Source organism: Bradyrhizobium sp. WSM4874 (genome assembly GCF_055811835.1).
On sequence record NZ_JBVVPR010000012.1, the window covers coordinates 1 to 19,310 of the forward strand.

15 protein-coding genes and 1 tRNA gene are annotated in these 19,310 nt (G+C 60.8%); all 16 read left to right on the top strand.

Features of this window, described 5'->3' with window-relative positions; all coding sequences use genetic code 11:
- Positions 1–311: 311 nt before the first annotated feature.
- Positions 312–1,127 (top strand): sugar phosphate isomerase/epimerase family protein, encoded by an 816-nt coding sequence (locus tag AC0L3P_RS14740; RefSeq protein WP_473302315.1) that lies wholly within the window; start codon positions 312–314, stop codon positions 1,125–1,127.
- Positions 1,128–1,156: 29 nt separating this feature from the next.
- Positions 1,157–2,794, top strand: coding sequence for an ABC transporter substrate-binding protein (locus AC0L3P_RS14745; protein WP_473302316.1), 1,638 nt, complete (start codon positions 1,157–1,159; stop codon positions 2,792–2,794).
- A 3-nt stretch (positions 2,795–2,797) separates the two neighbouring features.
- The gene (locus AC0L3P_RS14750) at positions 2,798–3,781 is read left to right on the top strand and encodes an ABC transporter ATP-binding protein (protein WP_473302317.1); all 984 of its coding nucleotides are present in this window, start codon (positions 2,798–2,800) and stop codon (positions 3,779–3,781) included.
- Positions 3,778–4,770 (top strand): ABC transporter ATP-binding protein, encoded by a 993-nt coding sequence (locus tag AC0L3P_RS14755; protein ID WP_473302321.1) that lies wholly within the window; start codon positions 3,778–3,780, stop codon positions 4,768–4,770. Before AC0L3P_RS14750 ends, AC0L3P_RS14755 begins: the two co-directional genes overlap by 4 nt.
- Positions 4,770–5,699, top strand: coding sequence for an ABC transporter permease (locus AC0L3P_RS14760; RefSeq protein ID WP_473302324.1), 930 nt, complete (start codon positions 4,770–4,772; stop codon positions 5,697–5,699). Before AC0L3P_RS14755 ends, AC0L3P_RS14760 begins: the two co-directional genes overlap by 1 nt.
- Positions 5,696–6,556, top strand: coding sequence for an ABC transporter permease (locus AC0L3P_RS14765; protein ID WP_473302327.1), 861 nt, complete (start codon positions 5,696–5,698; stop codon positions 6,554–6,556). Before AC0L3P_RS14760 ends, AC0L3P_RS14765 begins: the two co-directional genes overlap by 4 nt.
- A gap of 273 nt (positions 6,557–6,829) precedes the next feature.
- Entirely contained in the window at positions 6,830–8,680 is a 1,851-nt protein-coding gene (ilvD, locus tag AC0L3P_RS14770; protein WP_473302329.1) for a dihydroxy-acid dehydratase, read from the top strand.
- 230 nt (positions 8,681–8,910) lie between these two features.
- Positions 8,911–9,234: a hypothetical protein gene (locus tag AC0L3P_RS14775; RefSeq protein WP_354059682.1), complete on the top strand. Its 324-nt coding sequence runs from the start codon at positions 8,911–8,913 to the stop codon at positions 9,232–9,234.
- Positions 9,235–9,513: 279 nt separating this feature from the next.
- Positions 9,514–9,603 (top strand) — tRNA-Ser (locus AC0L3P_RS14780).
- Positions 9,604–9,774: 171 nt separating this feature from the next.
- Positions 9,775–10,908: a tyrosine-type recombinase/integrase gene (locus AC0L3P_RS14785; RefSeq protein ID WP_473302331.1), complete on the top strand. Its 1,134-nt coding sequence runs from the start codon at positions 9,775–9,777 to the stop codon at positions 10,906–10,908.
- A gap of 212 nt (positions 10,909–11,120) precedes the next feature.
- Complete coding sequence (locus AC0L3P_RS14790; RefSeq protein ID WP_247789904.1) at positions 11,121–11,300, top strand: transcriptional regulator; 180 nt, start codon at positions 11,121–11,123, stop codon at positions 11,298–11,300.
- Positions 11,301–11,337: 37 nt separating this feature from the next.
- Complete coding sequence (locus AC0L3P_RS14795) at positions 11,338–11,922, top strand: hypothetical protein (protein ID WP_473302338.1); 585 nt, start codon at positions 11,338–11,340, stop codon at positions 11,920–11,922.
- On the top strand, positions 11,922–13,262 hold the full coding sequence (locus tag AC0L3P_RS14800) for an AAA family ATPase (protein ID WP_473302342.1): 1,341 nt from the start codon (positions 11,922–11,924) through the stop codon (positions 13,260–13,262). The genes AC0L3P_RS14795 and AC0L3P_RS14800 overlap by 1 nt, the downstream gene beginning before the upstream one ends.
- Before the next feature lie 830 nt (positions 13,263–14,092).
- Positions 14,093–14,356, top strand: a complete 264-nt coding sequence (locus tag AC0L3P_RS14805; RefSeq protein ID WP_473302346.1) for a helix-turn-helix domain-containing protein — start codon at positions 14,093–14,095, stop codon at positions 14,354–14,356.
- 668 nt (positions 14,357–15,024) lie between these two features.
- Positions 15,025–16,356, top strand: coding sequence for a hypothetical protein (locus tag AC0L3P_RS14810; protein ID WP_473302348.1), 1,332 nt, complete (start codon positions 15,025–15,027; stop codon positions 16,354–16,356).
- Between the two features lie 9 nt (positions 16,357–16,365).
- Positions 16,366–19,080, top strand: a complete 2,715-nt coding sequence (locus tag AC0L3P_RS14815) for a hypothetical protein (protein WP_473302351.1) — start codon at positions 16,366–16,368, stop codon at positions 19,078–19,080.
- The last annotated feature ends 230 nt before the right edge of the window (positions 19,081–19,310 follow it).

Below are 19,310 nucleotides of genomic sequence, written 5' to 3' on the forward strand. Positions count from 1 at the left end.
CCCCATGTGGTCCCCCAACCCCATGTAGCGCGATCAGAGGGTGATGCCCTTGGAAGGCCGCCGATCGATGTCCCGCGATGTACGCGACATCGGAATAGGATTCCATTCCGGATCACTACGGACTCGAACGCGCTTGATCCGCGCGCGGATGCATGCGTCTGCACGCGCCGCACTCGCATTGCCTGAATTCGATGCACGCGATCGCCGGGATGTCCACATCTCCTCAGCGCTTCGGAACCTGCATTTCACCGGCCTGTCATTGAACTGGTCTAGCGCTGCTCCCGTCATTGTTGACGGCCGAGGAGCAAGCCATGTCGAAGCCGGTACTGGGCGCCGCATTGTCCATCAAATCGATCCCTGCGCATCGCGACTGGCTTCTCGAACGGCAGCGCGACCTCGAAATCCAGGATTTCTTTCGCGCGGATCTGCTCGACAGCGATTGGCGGAGCACGGCCGGCGAGATCAAGCAGATGCTTTCGGGCCATACCGGCCGGCTCGGCATCCACGGCCCGTTCTGGGGCTTCAAGATCGACAGCCACGATCCCATGATCCGTCAGGCGGTGACCCGGCGTCTGCTTCAGGGCTTGGATGTCGCCGAGTTCCTCGGCGCGACGCAAATGGTGATCCATTCGCCGTTCACGACCTGGGACTACAACAATCTCGATCTCTATCCAGATAATCGCGTGAATATCGTCGAACGCGTCAAGGCGACACTCGCCGAGGTGATTGTGCGCGCCGAAACCATCGGCTGCGAGATCGTTATCGAGAACATCGAGGACAAGGATCCGCGCGATCGCGTGCGTCTCGCCAAGGCGATCGAAAGCAGCAAGGTGCGGGTCTCCCTCGACACCGGCCACGCCAACTACGCGCACATTTCCACCGGCGCGCCGCCGGTCGACTACTACGTCGAAACCGCCGGCGACATGCTGACGCATGTCCACCTGCAGGACAGCGATGGCTTTGCCGACCGGCACTGGGCCCCGGGCGAAGGCAATATCCCGTGGGTGGCCGTATTCCGCGCGCTGGGCCGGCTGAATTCCAACCCCCGCCTGATCCTCGAACTTCGCAATCACGACGACGTCCGCGCCGGCGCAGCCCATCTCGCCGCGCTTGGTCTCGCCGAATAACCAGATCATCCAGGGCAGGGATTCCCGTCATGAGCAAGTTCACCCGTCGCACCATCCTGAAATCCGGCGGCGCTGCCGCAAGCACGCTGCTTCTGCCGCGCTTTGCCATCGCGCAGGCCGACAACCGTCCTTCGGTGACGATTGCCGTCCAGAAGGTGACCAATTCGAACGTGCTCGACGTGCTGCGCGAGCAGTCCAATGTCGGCGAGCGCGTGTTCTTCTCCTCGATCTGGGAAGGCCTGATCTCCAAGAACTGGCGCGGCAGCCTTGAGGCCGTGCCGGGGCTTGCCACGGAGTGGCGCCGTATCGACGACCAGACCGTCGAGGTGAAGCTGCGCCAGGGCGTCAAATTCCACAATGGCGACGAGCTGACGGCCGAGGACGTCGTCTTCACGTTCAGCCGCGAGCGCATGTTCGGCGAGACCGAGGCCAAGAGCCGCAGCACCATCCAGGCTTTCGAGAAGATCCCGACGCCGCGGCCGGGCAAGGAGCTGCCGCCGGATGTTCCGGCGGTTGCGCGCCGGATCTGGCCGGATCTCGTCCGCGTCGATGCCGTCGACAAGTACACGGTGCGCTTCTACAACGCGACGCCCGACGTCACGATCGAGGGCCGGCTGTCGCGCTACGGCTCCGACATCGCGAACCGCCGCGCCTGGGCTGAATCCGCGAGCTATCTCGACTGGGCGCGCAAGCCCGTTACCACCGGCCCCTACAAGGTCGTCGAACTCAAGCCCGACGTCTCGCTGACGCTCGAAGCGCACGACGAATATTGGGGCGGCCGTCCACCGCTCAAGCGCATTCGCTTCCTCGAGGTCCCGGAGGTCGCGAGCCGCATCAACGGCCTGTTGTCGGGCGAGTACCAGTTTGCCTGCGACATCCCGCCAGACCAGATCGCCGGCATCGAGAAAAATTCAGCCTTCGAAGTGCAGGGTGGCACCATCCTCAATCATCGCCTGACCGTATTCGACAAGAACCACGCCCAGCTCGCCAATCCGCTTGTAAGGCGCGCCTTCACCCACGCGATCGACCGCCAGGCGATCGTCGACAGCCTGTGGGCCGGCCGCACCCGCGTCCCGAAGGGCCTGCAGTGGGAGTTCTACGGCGACATGTTCAATGCCGACTGGAACGTGCCGGCCTACGATCCCAAGCTGGCGCAGGACCTGCTGAAGCAGGCGAACTACAAGGGCGATCCGATTCCCTATCGCCTGCTCAACAACTACTACACCAACCAGGTCGCGACCGCGCAGGTGCTGGTCGAGATGTGGAAGTCGGTCGGCCTCAACGTCCAGATCGAGACCAAGGAGAATTGGTCGCAAATCATGGAACGCGCGCCGACCCGCGCGGTACGCGACTGGTCGAACTCGGCCGCCTTCAACGATCCGGTGTCCTCGCTGGTTGCCCAGCACGGACCCAACGGCCAGCAGCAGCAGATCGGCGAGTGGACCAATGCCGAGCTGAACACCCTTTCGGAGTTCCTGGAAACCTCGATCGACCGGGCCGCCCGCAAGAAGGCGTTCCGCCGCATGCTGGAGATCGCCGAGCGCGAAGACCCGGCCTATACGGTGCTGCACCAGAACGCGACCTTCACGGCCAAGCCGAAGTCGATCAAGTGGAAGGCGTCGCCGGCGTTCGCGATGGATTTCCGCGCCGGCAATTTCGAGGCTTGATCGGTGACGCCGCTGATCAGCATCAAGGACCTCAGCGTCGCCTTCCACGGCGTGCCGGTCCTGCGCGGTGTCGATCTCGCCTTGCACAAGGGCGAGGCCCTTGGCCTCGTCGGCGAGTCCGGATCCGGCAAGTCGGTGACGTGGCTTGCGGCACTCGGCCTCTTGCCGCGGAATGCCCGCGTTTCGGGCTCCGTTCGTCTCGAGGGTCGCGAGATCCTCGGTGCCCCCGCCGGCGAGCTCGACCGTATCAGGGGCGGACGCGTCGCGATGATCTTTCAGGATCCTGCGAGTGCACTCAATCCCGTGCTGACCATCCGCCGGCAGCTCTGCGAGTCCCTGGCGCTGCATCGCGATCTCTCGGGCGGCGCGGTGAAAGCGGAAGCGCGGCGGTTGCTCGATCTGGTCGGCATTCCCGACGCGGCGCGCAGGCTCGAAGCCTATCCGCATGAGTTCTCCGGCGGCCAGGTCCAGCGCATCATGATCGCGATGGCGCTCGCCGGAAATCCCGACCTGCTGATCGCGGACGAGCCGACCACCGCGCTCGACGCCACGATTCAGGCGCAGATTCTAGAACTGCTCTCGACCATCCGCCGCGAGATGGGCATGGCGATGGTGCTGATCAGCCATGATCTTGGCGTGGTCGCGGAAAACTGCGATCGCGTCGCCGTGATGTATGCCGGCCGCATCGTCGAGGAAGCGCAGGCCAACCAGCTCTTCGCCGATCCCGTCCATCCCTATGCGCAGGGCCTGATCGGCGCGCTGCCGCCGCTCGACGGACCAAGGCGCCGCCTGACCGCCATTCCCGGCATCGTGCCCGATCCCGCGAACATGCCCGATGGATGCGCCTTCGCGCCGCGTTGTGCGCTGGCAGAAGCGCCGTGCGGCCGTGTGGCCCCAACCCTCGCGCCGATCGCGGCGGATCGCGCCGTTGCCTGCGTCCGCGCCGAGGCTTCGCGTCGCGCGCTGCTCGGGATGGCTGCCGAATGAGCCGTCCGCTCGTCGACGTTTCCGCGATTTCGCGCAGCTACAGCATGCGCTCCGGGATGTTCGGCCGAAGTGCCGCCGTTCATGCGGTCGATGGCGTGTCGCTGACGATCCGCAAGGGCGAAACGCTCGGCCTCGTCGGCGAGTCCGGCTCGGGAAAATCGACCACCGGGCGCATCGTGCTCGGCCTCGAGCCGCCGGATCACGGCGAGGTGCGGTTCGACGGCAAGCCGATGGCAACGCCCGGAACGCTTGCATGGCGTGCGCAACGCGCGCACATGCAGATGATCTTTCAGGATCCGCTGGGGGCGCTGGACCGGCGGTTGCCGGTCGCCGCCCAAATCCGTGAGCCCCTGGACATTCACGGCCTCGGGACGCGCCTCGAGCGCGAGGAGCGGGTCCGCGAATTGCTGCGCGCGGTCGAACTGACACCCGCACATGGTGCGCGCTATCCGGGCGCGCTCTCCGGCGGACAGCGCCAGCGTATCGTGCTGGCGCGGGCGCTGGCGACAAAGCCGGATTTTCTCGTCTGTGACGAGCCGGTCAGCGCGCTCGACGTCTCGATCCAGGCGCAGGTGGTGAATCTGCTCGCCGATCTCCAGGCGCAGCTTGCGCTGACCCTGCTCTTCATCAGCCACGATTTGCGGGTCGTCCGGCAGATCAGCAATGTGGTGGCCGTGATGTATCTCGGCCGCATCGTCGAGATCGGGTGCGCCGATGATCTGTTCGCGCGGCCGGAGCATCCGTATACCCAGGCACTGGTTTCTGCATCGCCCGCGCCGGGTCGCCGCAGCGCAGGCCGCATCGTGCTGGCGGGCGATCCGCCGAACCCGGCGGCCCGTCCCCAGGGCTGCGCCTTCCATCCGCGCTGCCCGCGCGCGATCGCGCGTTGTGGCAGCGAGGTGCCGGCGCTGTCCAACGTCGGTGGCGACAGGCAGGTCGCCTGCCACCTCGTCACGGGGCCGCAAGTCGAGACGCGGGACGCGGCGTGATGGGACGCTATTTCGCCATTCGCATCGGACGCGCGGCGTTGACGATCGTGCTCGTCGTCACCTTCGCCTTCGTGGTGCTGCGTCTCTCGGGCGATCCCGCGCTGATGATTTTGGGACCGGAAGCGCCGCCGGAAGTCCTCGCCGCCTTCCGCAAGGCGTGGGGCCTCGATGATCCCATCTGGTTTCAGTATCTCGACTATTTTGGCGCCATCGCCAAGGGCGAACTCGGCCGTTCCATGCGTGACGGGCGGCCTGCGATCGAGCTTGTGTTGGAGCGCATTCCGGCAACGCTGGCGCTGACGCTGCCGGCCTTCGCATTCAAGGTCGCGCTCGGCATTCCCGCCGGCATCTACGCGGCGCTGCATCGGGGCTCGGGAATCGACCGTGCAGTGATGATGACGGCGGTCGCCGGCTTCACCGTTCCGAGCTTCGTGCTGGCGCTGCTGCTCGTGCTCGTCTTCGCCGTGCAGCTCGGCTGGCTGCCCTCGGGCGGGCAGGACAGCTGGCGTCACGCCATCCTGCCGATCGTGACACTCAGCCTTGGCGGCGCCGCGGTGCTGGCGCGCTTCACCCGCAGCGCCATGCTGGAGGTGCTGGGCCAGTCCTATATCCGCACCGCCTCGGCAAAGGGCGTGCCGTGGCGAAAAGTCGTGACGTCGCATGCGCTGCCGAACGCGGCGATTCCGACCGTCACCATTCTGGGCTTCATGGTGGGCACGCTGATCGCGGGCGCGGTCGTGGTCGAGAGCGTGTTTTCGTGGCCGGGGGTAGGGCGCCTGCTCGTCGTCGCCGTTGCCAACCGCGACCTCGCCGTCGTGCAGTGCATTCTGTTGCTGGTGGCGATGACCATGGTCACCTCCAACCTGATCGTCGACTTCCTCTACGGCTTCCTCGACCCGCGGCTGCGCGCCAAAGGAGCGCATGCATGACTGACACCGCGCTGAAGGACGCAGTCGTCCGCCGCCGCATGAGCCTCCCGGCGATCCCGGTCTCGGTCGCCATCGCGATCGGCTGGATCGTCGCGATGCTGGTGATCGCGGCCTTCGCCGAGAAGATCGCCCCCTACGGCTATACCCAGCTCGACCTGCGCAATCGTCTCGCTGCACCCGGCAATGTCGCGCACTGGCTCGGCACCGACGAGCTCGGCCGCGACGTGCTGTCGCGGCTGCTCGTCTCGATCCGCATCTCGCTCCTGATTGCGTTCGGCGCCACCGCAATCTCGGCCATCGTCGGCACCACCCTCGGCTTCCTTGCCGCGCATTTCCGCGGGCCTGTCGAGCAGCTCGTGCTGATGCTGTCCGACTTCCAGGCCAGCATGCCCTTCCTGATCATGGCGCTCGCGGTGCTCGCCTTCTTCGGCAACTCGCTGCCGCTCCTGATCGGCCTGATGGGATTCTTCGGCTGGGAGCGTTACGCCAGGATCGCGCGGGGACTTGCCATCTCGGCCAATGCGCAAGGCTACGCGGCCGCGGTCCGCCAGCTCGGCGCGACGCCGGCGCGGATTTACCTGCGGCATATCCTGCCCAACATCGCCTCGACCCTGATCGTCTCGACCACGCTGGTCTTTCCCGAGGTGATCCTGATGGAGTCGGGCCTGTCCTTCCTCGGCCTCGGCGTGCAGCCGCCGATGACTAGCCTCGGCAACATGGTCGGCTACGGCCGCGAGTACCTGACCCGGGCGCCCTGGATCATGCTGGCGCCGGCCACCACCATCGTGGTGACCACGCTGGCGGTCTCCGTCATCGGCGACTGGCTGCGAGACCGGCTCGATCCCGAGCTGCAATAATGCTTCGTCATGGCCGGGCTTGTCCCGGCCATCCACGACATTTTCCGCGGCATCAAGAACGTGGATGCCCGGGACAAGCCCGGGCATGACGGCTGAGATCGCCTGTGCTCCCGCGCCGGGAGCAGGGGAGGCCTGCGCAAGGCCGATCAGGCCCTGTCGGGCCCAAGTTCCCGTTGCGCGCGTTCCCCCCGTGCGCTATCCGGCCGGAAAGGCCTGAGGCGGCTTCGAAATTTTGCCGCGCCCGGCCAGCCAAACCCGAGGACGGAAACCGCCATGCCAGCCTATCGCTCCCGCACCACCACCCACGGCCGCAACATGGCGGGCGCCCGCGGTCTCTGGCGCGCGACCGGCATGAAGGACGGCGATTTCGGCAAGCCGATCATCGCGGTGGTCAATTCCTTCACCCAGTTCGTGCCCGGCCATGTCCATCTGAAGGACCTCGGCCAGCTCGTCGCCCGCGAGATCGAGCAGGCCGGCGGCGTGGCGAAAGAGTTCAACACCATCGCGGTCGACGACGGCATCGCCATGGGCCATGACGGCATGCTCTACAGCCTGCCGTCGCGCGAACTGATCGCCGACAGCGTCGAGTACATGGTCAATGCCCATTGCGCCGACGGCATGGTTTGCATTTCGAATTGCGACAAGATCACCCCCGGCATGCTGATGGCCGCGCTGCGGCTCAATATTCCCGCCGTGTTCGTCTCGGGCGGACCGATGGAGGCCGGCAAGGTCACGCTGCAGGGCAAGACCAAGGCGGTCGACCTGATCGATGCCATGGTCGCCGCCGCCGACTCCAAGGTCAGCGACGAGGACGTCAAGGTGATCGAGCGCTCGGCGTGCCCGACCTGCGGCTCGTGCTCGGGCATGTTCACGGCCAATTCGATGAACTGCCTCACTGAAGCCCTTGGCCTTGCGCTGCCCGGCAACGGCACGGTGGTCGCGACCCATGCCGATCGCAAGCGCCTGTTCGTCGAGGCCGGCCACACCATCGTCGATATCGTGCGCCGCCACTACGAGCAGGACGACGCCTCGGTGCTGCCGCGCAATGTCGCGAACTTCAAGGCGTTCGAGAACGCGATGACGCTGGATATCGCGATGGGCGGCTCGACCAACACCGTGCTGCATCTGCTCGCCGCCGCCCATGAAGGGCAGGTCGAGTTCACCATGCAGGACATCGACCGCCTGTCGCGGCGCGTACCCGTGCTCTGCAAGGTCGCGCCGTCGGTCGCCGACGTGCACGTCGAGGACGTGCATCGCGCCGGCGGCATCATGGGCATCCTGGGCGAGCTCGATCGCGCCGGCCTGATCGACACCTCGGTCCCAACCGTGCACGCGCCGACCATGAACGACGCGCTGGAGCGCTGGGACATCAAGCGCTCGAAGAGCGAGTCTGTCCGCACCTTCTTCCGTGCCTCGCCCGGCGGCATCCCGACCCAGGTCGCCTTCAGCCAGGAGCGCCGTTACGACGAACTCGATACCGACCGCGAGAAGGGCGTCGTCCGCAACCTCGAGCACGCCTTCAGCAAGGACGGCGGTCTCGCCGTGCTCAACGGCAACCTCGCGCAGGACGGCTGCATCGTGAAGACCGCCGGCGTCGATGCCTCGATCCTGAAATTCTCCGGCCCCGCTCGCGTGTTCGAGAGCCAGGACGCCGCCGTGGAAGGCATTCTGGGCGGCAAGGTCGTCGCCGGCGAAGTCGTGGTCATCATCTATGAAGGCCCGCGCGGTGGTCCCGGCATGCAGGAGATGCTGTATCCGACCAGCTATCTGAAATCGATGGGCCTCGGCAAAGCCTGCGCGCTCGTCACCGACGGACGCTTCTCGGGCGGCTCGTCGGGCCTGTCGATCGGCCATCTGTCGCCGGAAGCAGCCGAAGGCGGCAACATCGGTCTCGTCAGGACCGGCGATCGCATCGCCATCGACATCCCGAACCGCAGCATCACCCTCGAGGTCTCCGACGAGGAGCTGGCCAAGCGCCGCGCCGCGGAAGAGGCGAAGGGCGATGCCGCCTGGCAGGCGATCGGCCGCAAGCGCAACGTCTCCACCGCGCTTCAGGCCTACGCTGCGCTCACCACCAGCGCCGCGCGCGGCGCGGTGCGCGAAGTGAAGCGGCGTCCGAAGTAGGAGCGTCTCGTGCGGGCGTGATCGCAAGCATCACGCATGGTCAACAAGTTCTGAACGGCCGGCACAAGCCGGCCGTTTGCATTAAGGATGCCCCGACGAACTTCGGCAAAGCAAGGTTTTGCGGCGTATACTGCAGCGACCTTCGCAAATCCATTTCGGGCAATTGGGGCACCACAATAATGTCTCGCACTCTCGCTGTCGTTTTCTCAACGATCGTCGCTGCGATTTCGATGACCGGCGCGGCTTCCGCCGGCTGCTACAATTGCTACACGCCGCCGCCGTGCACGACCTGCTATCAGCAGCAATACGTGCAGCCGCAATACCGCACCGTCGATGAGACCGTGATGGTTTCGCCGGGCTCCGTCGTGGCGCACCGCGCGCCGGCGCAGTACCGCACCGTGATGGTGCCGCAGACCGTGATGGTGGCGCCGCCGAGCGTCCAGTACGAGCGCATCCCCCCGCAATACGCCACCCGCCAGCGCGTCGAGATGGTCCAGCCGGGTTATTCGTATTACGCCCCGGTGCAGATGGGCTGCGCTTCCTGCGGGTACTGAGCCAACGCAGTTAGGACGAACTCCATGCGGCGCTCCTTGCGGGGCGCCGTTTTTCTTTGCAGCCAGCAAACGAGGCCCGGAAACGGAGGCGACTCCAAACCGGGCCTCGCAACCGGCGACGCCCTGGGAGATGTCGCCAGTGTCCGGGATTGCCGAGAGGGCACAGGGTAAGGGAACAGGCTGACGCTCGCCTGACAGGTCGGATGCCGGGGAAGGGGCAGGCCAACTTCGCGTTGCCATGCGCCGTCGACTACGTTAAGCGACAGCCATTCCGGGTTTGGAAGGGTGGCCGAGTGGTTTAAGGCACCGGTCTTGAAAACCGGCGTGCCCGCAAGGGTACCGTGGGTTCGAATCCCACCCCTTCCGCCACGTGCTAATCCATCAGTGTCTATACACGTCCATTCCCAACATCCAACCCATTGAGACTTAACGCGAATTTTTACTTTTGCGTCGTTCAATGGGTTCGCGTGTCTACCGGCATCTACGTCGTCGACGTGGGGGCGGACGTGGGTTTAGGCGGACACTTTTGAGGGATTAGGAATGGGAAATCTGACTGCACTAAAGGTGAAAAACGCCAAGGCTGGCGACAAGCTCGCAGATGGCGACGGGCTAAGGCTGGACGTGGACAAGAACGGTAACGCGAGCTGGGTCTTTCGATTCAAATCGCCCGTGACCGGCAAAGAGAGGTTCATGGGGCTCGGTCCCATGCGCGATGTGGGGTTAGCAGCGGCTCGCGAGGCCGCCAGCGCGGCCCGCGCTCTGGTGCGCAGTAATGTCGATCCGATCGAACACCGCATTAGCGAGCGCGCCAAGGCCAAGGCAGCAGCAACGGGAACGCTCACTTTCGAAACCTATGCAAAGCGGTACATCGCCGGCAAAGAGGTCAGCTGGAAAAACGAGAAGCACCGGCAGCAATGGTCAAATAGCCTGCGCGATTATGCCTATCCGATCATCGGGCAGCTCGCCGTTCCGGAAGTGGACACCGAGGCGGTGTTGAAGGTTCTGCGTCCGATCTGGAACAACAAGAAGGAGACCGCCCGGCGTGTTCGGGGCCGGATCGAGGCGATCTTGAACGCGGCGAAAGCTGAAGGTCTGCGAACCGGCGAGAACCCTGCGCTTTGGCGCGGTCACCTTGACCAGGTGCTTGCCCGCCGTCGCAAGTCAGACGTGAAGCACCACCCGGCGCTGCCTTACGAAGAGTTGCCGCAGTTCTGGCGATCCCTGGCAAGCGACGCGAGCGACGCCGCCAAGATGTTACGCTGGGTCATCCTGGCCGCATGCCGCTTCAACGAAGCTGCCGAGATGGACCAGGCGGCCGAAGTGAAGGGCGAACTTTGGACAATCCCAGCGGTTCGCATGAAGGCGGAGCGTGAGCACAAGGTGCCCTTGACGAACCTGGCCCTTGCGCAAATTCCGTTCCGCCCCGTGTCCGACGTGACGCTTAGCAAGTGCATCGCCCGCCATACCAATACGACCGCTACTACGCACGGCTTTAGATCGACCTTCCGGGATTGGGCGGGCGACTGCACAAGCTTTCCGCGCGAGATTGCCGAAATGGCTCTAGCACACGCGGTTGGCGACGAAACCGAAGCTGCATATCGGCGATCAACAGCCTTGGTGAAGCGACGCGATCTGATGAAAGCGTGGGCCGACTATTGCTGCGGTGTCGCCTGAACAACGACGCTCGCCACACTAATTAATAGTGGTTAACCATTACTTGACTCATGTGAGCGTACCTTAATCCACGTGGACGCAGCGGTGACCGCAGCTTGCGGCAGAATTTGAACCGGACCCTTCGGAGGACCGGTGTCGTGCGTCCCCTTCAATCGGTTTCAACCCGCGAATGCGTCGCTTCCGCGCTCGCTTCGGCATGTCAGGATACCAACATGGACGAGTCTTTCACCATCAACGAGTTCTGCGCCGCCGAGAAAATCTCGCGCGCTTTTTTCTACAAGCTGCAAGGGCAGGGCAAGGCACCGCGGACGTACCCGGTCGGCAGCAATCGCCGCATCAGCCGAGAAGCGTACGTTGCCTGGCGCACCGCGCGCGAAGCCGAAGCCGCCTAAAAACGAAACGCCCCGCAAGGCCAATTGCGAGGCGTCGATGTTGGGCAGTGCTGAAACCAGACAAGGTATTCACCACCACACTTCGATGCCGATCGTAATATGCTTTTGGGGCTTCTTACCGCTGGCGCGTCTGTGCCGCAGAAAACTTTGGAAAATGGAAATCGTATTCCCTGAACAATTCGGCGACGACCTTACCCCGGAAGCCCTTACCGCGTGGGGCGATCGACTGGAACAGGCCGAAAAGGACTTAGTACCAATCCAGGAGCGTCTGGACGCTCTGAACAATGCGCTCGCGGACGGATGGTGTCCATCGCGCCTTGTTCAAGGTGAATTGGATCATCTCAATAACGTCCTGACCGCCTATCACACCAGAAAATATTTGGGCGAGATAGTGCAAACGCTCGATGACGCTGAGGCCGATCTTGCCGCGTGGGAAACGCTTTCCGAAGCTGCCCGAGACGCCATCATAGAGGCGAACGAACGTGCCGAAGCCGACTTGGCTGCACGTCGCAAGGCGCGACAGGAAGCGTGCGCCCGCAAGAAAGCAATTTACGATGCCGCGAAGAAAATCGGGATGCCTCTTTCTCCGGCATTGGAAGAGGCGCTGGCGTGGGTAGCGTAATGACCGATCCAGATATAGCACTGGCCGCCGCCGAAGCTGAGATTGCTGCCTGGGAAAAATTAACGCCCGCGCGGCAAACCAAGATTAGAGCGATACGACGACGCGCGTTGGCTTTTATGCGGGAAGTTGAAATTCTGGGCATGGTCGCCGACGCACAAGCAAGCGAAACTCTCAGGCGTCTAGCAAACGCACCCGTCGGGGAGCTTGCCGCGAAAGACGACGACGGCACACTTAAATGGCTCGACGCCGCCGAAGCGGACTTGGTCAAGAATCGACCGGTGCGAGTCATTACGGCTGCGTCATTTGCCGGCAGAGTGGCGCCGGAGCGCGAGGAATTGGTGCGGGGCTTGATCCCGTCCAAGATCATCGGCGGTCTGTACGGTGACGGCGCGGTCGGAAAGTCGCTCCTTGCGATGATGCTAGGCGTTTCCGTGGCCACCGGCACATTGTGGCTAAACCGGTTCGTCCAAAAGGGTCCGGTAGTCTACGTTTGTTGCGAGGACGACGAAGACGAAGTACATCGGCGCCTGGAAAACATCTGCCGGGAAATGCGCGTCGACATGGCGTCGCTGAGCGATTTTCACATTGTGCCTTTGGCTGATGAGGAAAGCGTGCTCGCCGCGGCTGATAGTAGGTCGAACATTCTGACGGCCACGCCGCTTTATGCGAAGCTTGTCCATTTGACCGAACGCCTAAAGCCGCGGCTGCTGATCGGTGACACGCTCGCCGACATATTCGCCGGCGTGGAAAACGACCGAATGCAGGCAAAGCAGTTCGTCAAGCTGATGCGCAAGCTTGTGATCCCCCACGGGGGCACCGGGTTGATCCTAGCACATCCGAGCGTTGACGGCATGCGTTCGGGAAGCGGGACGTCAGGATCAACCGGTTGGAGCAACAGCTTACGATGGCGCGGCTATCTCGACAAAGTGCTTGATGAGTCGGGTCGCGAAATCGACATCACGCGCCGCGTGCTCAAAACCAAAAAGCTCAACTACGGTCCTCAGGGCGGCGAGATCGAACTTCAATATTATAACGGATGCTACCGAACCGCCGAGGCCGGACCCGTGGTCGATCCGTTGTACAAGGAGCGCCGCGCCGATCGCGTTTTCTTGGACTTGCTCCGGAAGGCCATCGGTCAAAACAACCATGTCAGCGCTGCAACTAACAGTGGACTGTATGCGCCCAAGGTTTTCCGGATCGATGCGGATAAACAGGGCGTCAAAATCGCGGAGCTTAAAGATGCGATGGGACGCTTGCTGGACACTGGCAAAATCGAAAACGCACCATACGGTGCTCGGTCTAGAAACCAGTTTCGGCTCTATGTCGCACCCGAAAAATAGCGGGCACGGCCTGTACCAAGTCGACCCTACCGAGCCCCTACTTAGCTGTACTGAGTTTGGCCAAGTGGTTGAATTCGTTACATACTGGGGGTGTATACCGAGTCCCCCCTATAACCCCCCCCTGCGCCCTTTCCGGCGCGCCCTGATGGGCGGCCTCGGGCAATTGGCCAAAGGAAACAAGTGCAGTTTTAAGGCCGCCGCGAACTGCAAATAACCGTTGATTGTCGGTCCGGCGAGGGGGCAACGGATGAGATCTTATGTGCTCAACGAGAGAGCGCGGCCGAAATCCCGCAGTACGCGCGCGCGCGAGGATCAACGGACATCCGTGAGGGGTTAAGCTGCTGCAGCACGCATCGAGGGCGCTGCAAGCGGCCCTGATTAAATCAATCAAGAGGTGATCTCAACGCGTCGGAATCAGCGTACGAGAGCTTGCGAAACTACTGATTGACAATGATGGTTATGTTCGCGGGTGGCGCAGCGCCCACCGGAGGGTTGTTCGCCAGTTCTACGAGCGACTGTCGGCATTCTTTGTATGTTGTATCATCGCTGCTTTGCTTGTTTCTCATGAAGGAACGGCAAGTCTTGTCGTCAGAAAATTCGGATGTCAGATACTTTTTGGGCTCACTGGCGCAGCCGGCAAGTACAACGCATCCTATAAAAATGACTGTAAGTCTCAGCTCAAGTCTGCGAATCGCGGGATTACGCTTGGAAAGCGGGAGCCCTTGAACAATCGCTAACATATTACGCCCCAAGCCAACTTCGTAGATCGGATCTTAATAGTAGCACTATTGTCCGTGGTTTAATAGACCTCAATCTGATCGCTTGCCGTCATGAAGGCAGGCGCTCTCGTTGCGAGAAACATTCGTCGTTTGAGGGTCACGCGGGGACTTTCGCAGGAAGCCCTGGCGGTAGACGCTGAAATTGATCGAACCTATGTCAGTCGCCTTGAACGCGGTCTTGAGAATCCAAGCGTGGCCGTTCTTGAGCGATTGGCCAAAGCGCTATCTGCCCATATTGAGGAATTGTTTAGGGTGCCTCGCGCCAACGAAGCTGTTCCTCGGCCGTTGAAGGGCGGTCGAAAGCCAAAAAGTTAGACTAAGCGGAGGGCCGATCGTCTCCGGCAGACACGGCCGCGCAATGGATCACTTTGCGGCCTTCTTTGCTAACCGCTGCGCGCGAATATCCTCTGCGTAGACGCCGGAGAGTCTTTGAAAACATTTCGTACACACAACGACTCGGAGAAAAGCAAGCTTTCAATCTGCGGGCCTCAGTTCGAGCCGTGGTCCACCCGATACACGAATTGCATCCAGTGCGCGTTGGCGGATACAGCATCCTCCAAATAAGCTTGGTTTTTAAGGGCGTTCTAACCTTTCTCGTCGTTGCCCCACGGCAGTATCCCCGTCGGCCCACGCAAAAACAAAGAGGGGCGGTCGGCGCGCCCTTCATGAATAGCATGCACATTAGGCTCTCACGACCCTGGCGCCCGGCGATCGGACAAAGCAAGATCTGAGTGATGTAACGAGCACGAAGCCGACATCCCCGCAGCACGCGCGTGCGGGTGGACGTCAGCAGAATGTACTGCCGGCCGCTGCGGAATATTGTCCACACCCGCCGCTTCATTCCATAGATTGGACCGACCGCGGAAGGCAAAGACGTCCCGTGCCGCCTCAGTGGCTACCCAGTAAGCGTTTTGCTTTGATAGCGGCTCAAAAAGGACTTATGTTTCTAGACTTCTGCGCTGATCAACCGGATTGCTGCAACGTTGAAGCGTTGGCATCAAATGTTCTTGAAGGGTAAAAGTTTGCAGCGAGCTGAGATGTTCGGCCATTTGTTTGATTGGACCGTTGAAAGAACCGAGAAGGACTATCGGGTTGTCGTAGTTGAGCCGCCGTTCATCGAACCCGCTACACACGGCGATATATTTGATTCAGCCATCACGGCTTTGCTCACCTCAAACAATGCTCCTGTTAGTGATCTTAGATCAAACGTACCTGTGATCGAGCGGTTTGACCTCGTTACATTTCCAGAGGCGTTTCTGCCCGTTGCGGACTTTATCCGTACGATCGGCTTACTCGCCCGCTTTGAGCGGCTTGGTTGCATCCACGTCGGCCTACGACCGGACCTTAACGATGAACATTTGTTCGACAATGTTTCGATCTTGAATCTCTTGGCCGAACTAGGATCGATTTCTTCTGTCGAACTTGAGGATCTTGAAGGGGTCGTCTCCTGGATCAAGCGCCAAGAAGTCGGGAAGCGGTTTAATTTGGCGTGCGTGTTTACAATCGATGCTGGAGCAAAGCTTAGGGTATGTCTCCATCCCAAGATGGTCAGATCCAAAGTTGAAGCAGGCGCGCTCCCCGAGCGAGATATGGCTCAAGGAGATTTGGTTAGTCTGGTTAGGCTGATCCCGAGTGATCCAAATCTACTAAGCATAACAATGCAGCCGCTTATTTGCTCTGATGCGCTTCAACTTGACAGTGATCGACCAGGGCATTTGCCGATTGACGCCGTAAACAGCAATGGTTCGTGCTTCGATAAAGCCATTCCTGATTATGTTGATGTCGTCAGTGTCGCGACTTGCACGCCGCAGTCGGAAAATGCAGGCGAGGGTACGATCAGAAGTAGGATGTGGCATCAACAGTTCCGCGAATCGTTCATTCGTGCTGCGAGAGATCCGAGCTATCAACGGCACGCTTACGCAACGTTTGTTCTTGCGAATTTTTGGTCGCTTGGAGTAAGCGACCAAATCGAATCCAATGAAATAGGCGGGCTCTCTGGGGTATTCCTACCTGTAAGGAACCGAGCGGGCATCAATCCAGATTTCATAGAGCTGTCGACTTACGGCAAAAACGAGGGCGATATAGACAACAGTTGGTCGATGCCGAACGACAGAATGGGCGCAAAGCGAAGCGCGCGGGGATACATAGCGCAACTCAGTCCTCATGGCATGGAGCCGCCGCGGGTAAGAATGCTACGCATGACCGTCCATCGATTGCCTCGCCATGCTCCTCCTTGGGGGGCAGCTGTAGGTCTGCGTGACGTGAAACTCCACTACCTGACGCCCGAGCCACCACCAAACAGTTCAAGTTCGTAGAGAGCGATCATGGCCAGGGCAAATAAAATGTCATCGTCGTTCAACAGTCAGTTCCGCGCGAATGTGTTTGGCTGGGTTTCGCTTCGGCACTTCTTGCCCGCTAGCTACTTGCGCGATCTGATTTGGTTGTTAGTGGAGGAGGTGAGCGACGGACAGGTGTCGTTTGATCAGTTGTTTGACGAAAGCGAAATACCGACCGTCCCAGGGCTTGATGGATGGATTATCCGTCCGCAGAGAGTTGAGGGGAAGCTTGCTGGTTACCTTCAGCGCACGATCCAAAATATCGTTTGGCAAGCGGATAGCGACGGTTTTCCACCCGAGGATGGCGCGACCCCAGCACAGCTCATTAAATCGCGATCTCTCGAACAAGCTCTTGGGTTGGGCACCCGGGATTTTAGTGTTGATCAGCGTGAGTTTCGGGCGCCGCTCAACGACCAGGTATGCGACGCGCTGCTCGATCTTCTGCGCAACGGTTCGGCTTGTTTAGCCGGTAAGGCGGAATGGTCAGAGCTTCCATCCATCGCCGTCAATCGGGCCAGCAATCTATATCCGCCACTTGGACTGCTTGTCTTGAAGCATGTCGGTGATCTTTGCGCGGATGCCGATGCTTGGCCGGCGGCCGAGGACTTGTATCGAAAGTGCCGCGATGGGCTGAGAAGCGCCAGCACAGAGGACTGGCAAGTGCTCTCCGAGCAGTTCGCTGATCTCGTTGACCAATCGATCGCAGCGGCGGTGAGGGTCACTTCTGGTCCGGAAGCAGCTGTTGCGTTCTTGCGTGAGAATCTTGAGGGCGGCTCACTTGAAGTGCGCCCATTGCTCAAGCTGAATGCTCCATTCGATGCTCTTTCGGCGGCGTTGAGCGTCGATGCGCTGGCACTGAAGTTTGTTGACGATCGTACCGCGCTGTTAAAGCCGCCACTTTGCCATGACTCGCATCGGCTTGACTGGTCGGTCTTCTCAATGGCGGGACGTCACAATCGAGGTCGCGCTTGGAGGCGTTGCTGGGCGGTATTGCGACGTCAAATGGCTTTGGGGCTATCAACTGAGTCCCGGGATACTATGGGAGCACTTGCTCAAATCCTTCTCACAATGATGGAGGAGGCCGAGCCTAATAGAGGTCATTTCGTTGATTTTCAGCTGGCTGTGCGTCTCCTAATACAAGCAGCAGACCGCTCTCATGTTGATGACATCATATGGTCTGAGAGGTTGGTAGTACAGTTTGTGGATGAAGCAGCGATTGAGCTGGTCATTTCGCTCTGTCGAAGACATCAGGGCATGTCAATTGATCGGCACCGTTCTGCCATTTCTGTGCTTACGGGGTGGGCAGAGAAGATTCCGCAGGACCGACGACAGCAGGCCCGCGTTATTGTCGAATTTCTTTCGAAGCAGGCGCGGGACGGAATCGCATCATTTTCTTCTAACAGAAACCTAGCGTTAGCCGGGCTTGAGGCGTTAGCCAGGTTGGCAAGCAGTAGGCCGGAGCTTTGTCGCGATAGCATTGGATCAATCCATTCGGCTGTTGTGACGCGCCTCCGGTCGGAGGCTCATTGGAACCTGCACGCGAAGACCCTCGACCTTGTCTGTCTTACGATCGGTATGCTTTCTAGCGATCAGACGCGTGAACTGATTGACGAGACGCTGGCTCTGCTTGGTACTATGGAGCCCGAGACCCAGTTGTGGCCTGTGGTGAGGCCGGCACTGCAGTTCCTGCTCGCTGACGAGGTGGTATCTCTGGCAAATAGCGATGCGGAGCTTGGCCGCCGAGTAGTGAACGCCATTGTCACGTTCAGCGCAGGCGGAAGATCGGACGCGGCGGGACTTATTCAATACCTTGAGCGATTTGATCATTCTTTGTTGGACGTAAATGTCATTAGTGATTTGGGCGAGGCTTTCGTAGAACGGCTCGTGCCGTCTGTGAAGCGGCTCAACACTAGCTCCAATGCAGGTGAAATCAGAGCTTTGTTAGCAATCCCGTCGTTGTCAGGGAAAGTGGGCGTGACCGCGGCCCTTGAGGCTTTGGAGGCTGTTCTCAGTTCCGTGAATACGAGTCGACCTGCCATGGGAGTTGCGGATGCTTATGCAGCGGTAATTGCCTTGGCCGGTCGTCGCGCAGAGTTTACTCCGCTGCTCGGTGAGGCATATGTGGATGAGCATTGGAATGTGCTCCTCAAGCTTATTTTTGATATGTGGTCGGCCGCGGTCACGACACCAAAACTTCTTGCGCCATTCTCAATACCCGAGCCGACAGGTCCTAACCGAATTACGGTCCACAATTGGACGTACGCTTCGTTGCGTTTCGCAAAAGACCTAGATCAAGAGGATCGGATGCTGCAGTTTCTCAAGCGCATCGAGTCTCCGATCGCCTTGCGCGAGCCGATCGACCTCGCCGTCGCGACAGGCGCGGTCTCTGCGGATTTCAAAGATCAGCAAGATAACGACCTTGGCGGCGAGGGAAATGATGCTTTCTACGCTGGTTTGGGACGTCGGCTAGTTCGCGTGCTAAGTGAGGAGGAAGATGTTGCGAAGCGAATTTGCAGTGAGTTGCTGCAGCAGTGTTTGACAAGGGGGCCGCGAGGCCTGGATGCTGCAGTTCTAGCAGAAGCGATCCGACTTAGGATAGCGAACGATGCCAGCCGGAGGTTGGTACAGGATTATCTACAACGTCTGAATTCAGATCCATCCATGCGGCTCGCTCTTTGGCCACTTGTCACTGGCTTAACCTAGGGAGGTCCTTCGTGAGCTATGCATGTACGCAGCAAGCGTGAGCAGATTGAACTCGGCTGGCTTCGACATAGGATCATGAGTCCGCGTGCGTTCCCTACCTTTCTGTAGGCTGCACGCAAGTGGTCGCTGTTTGATGGTAGGGCGTCGGCGGGACGAAGCGACGTGGAAGTTACCGTGGACGAAAATCACGAATCAACGAATTTCAGAGCAAGATCAACAACGCTCGGCGG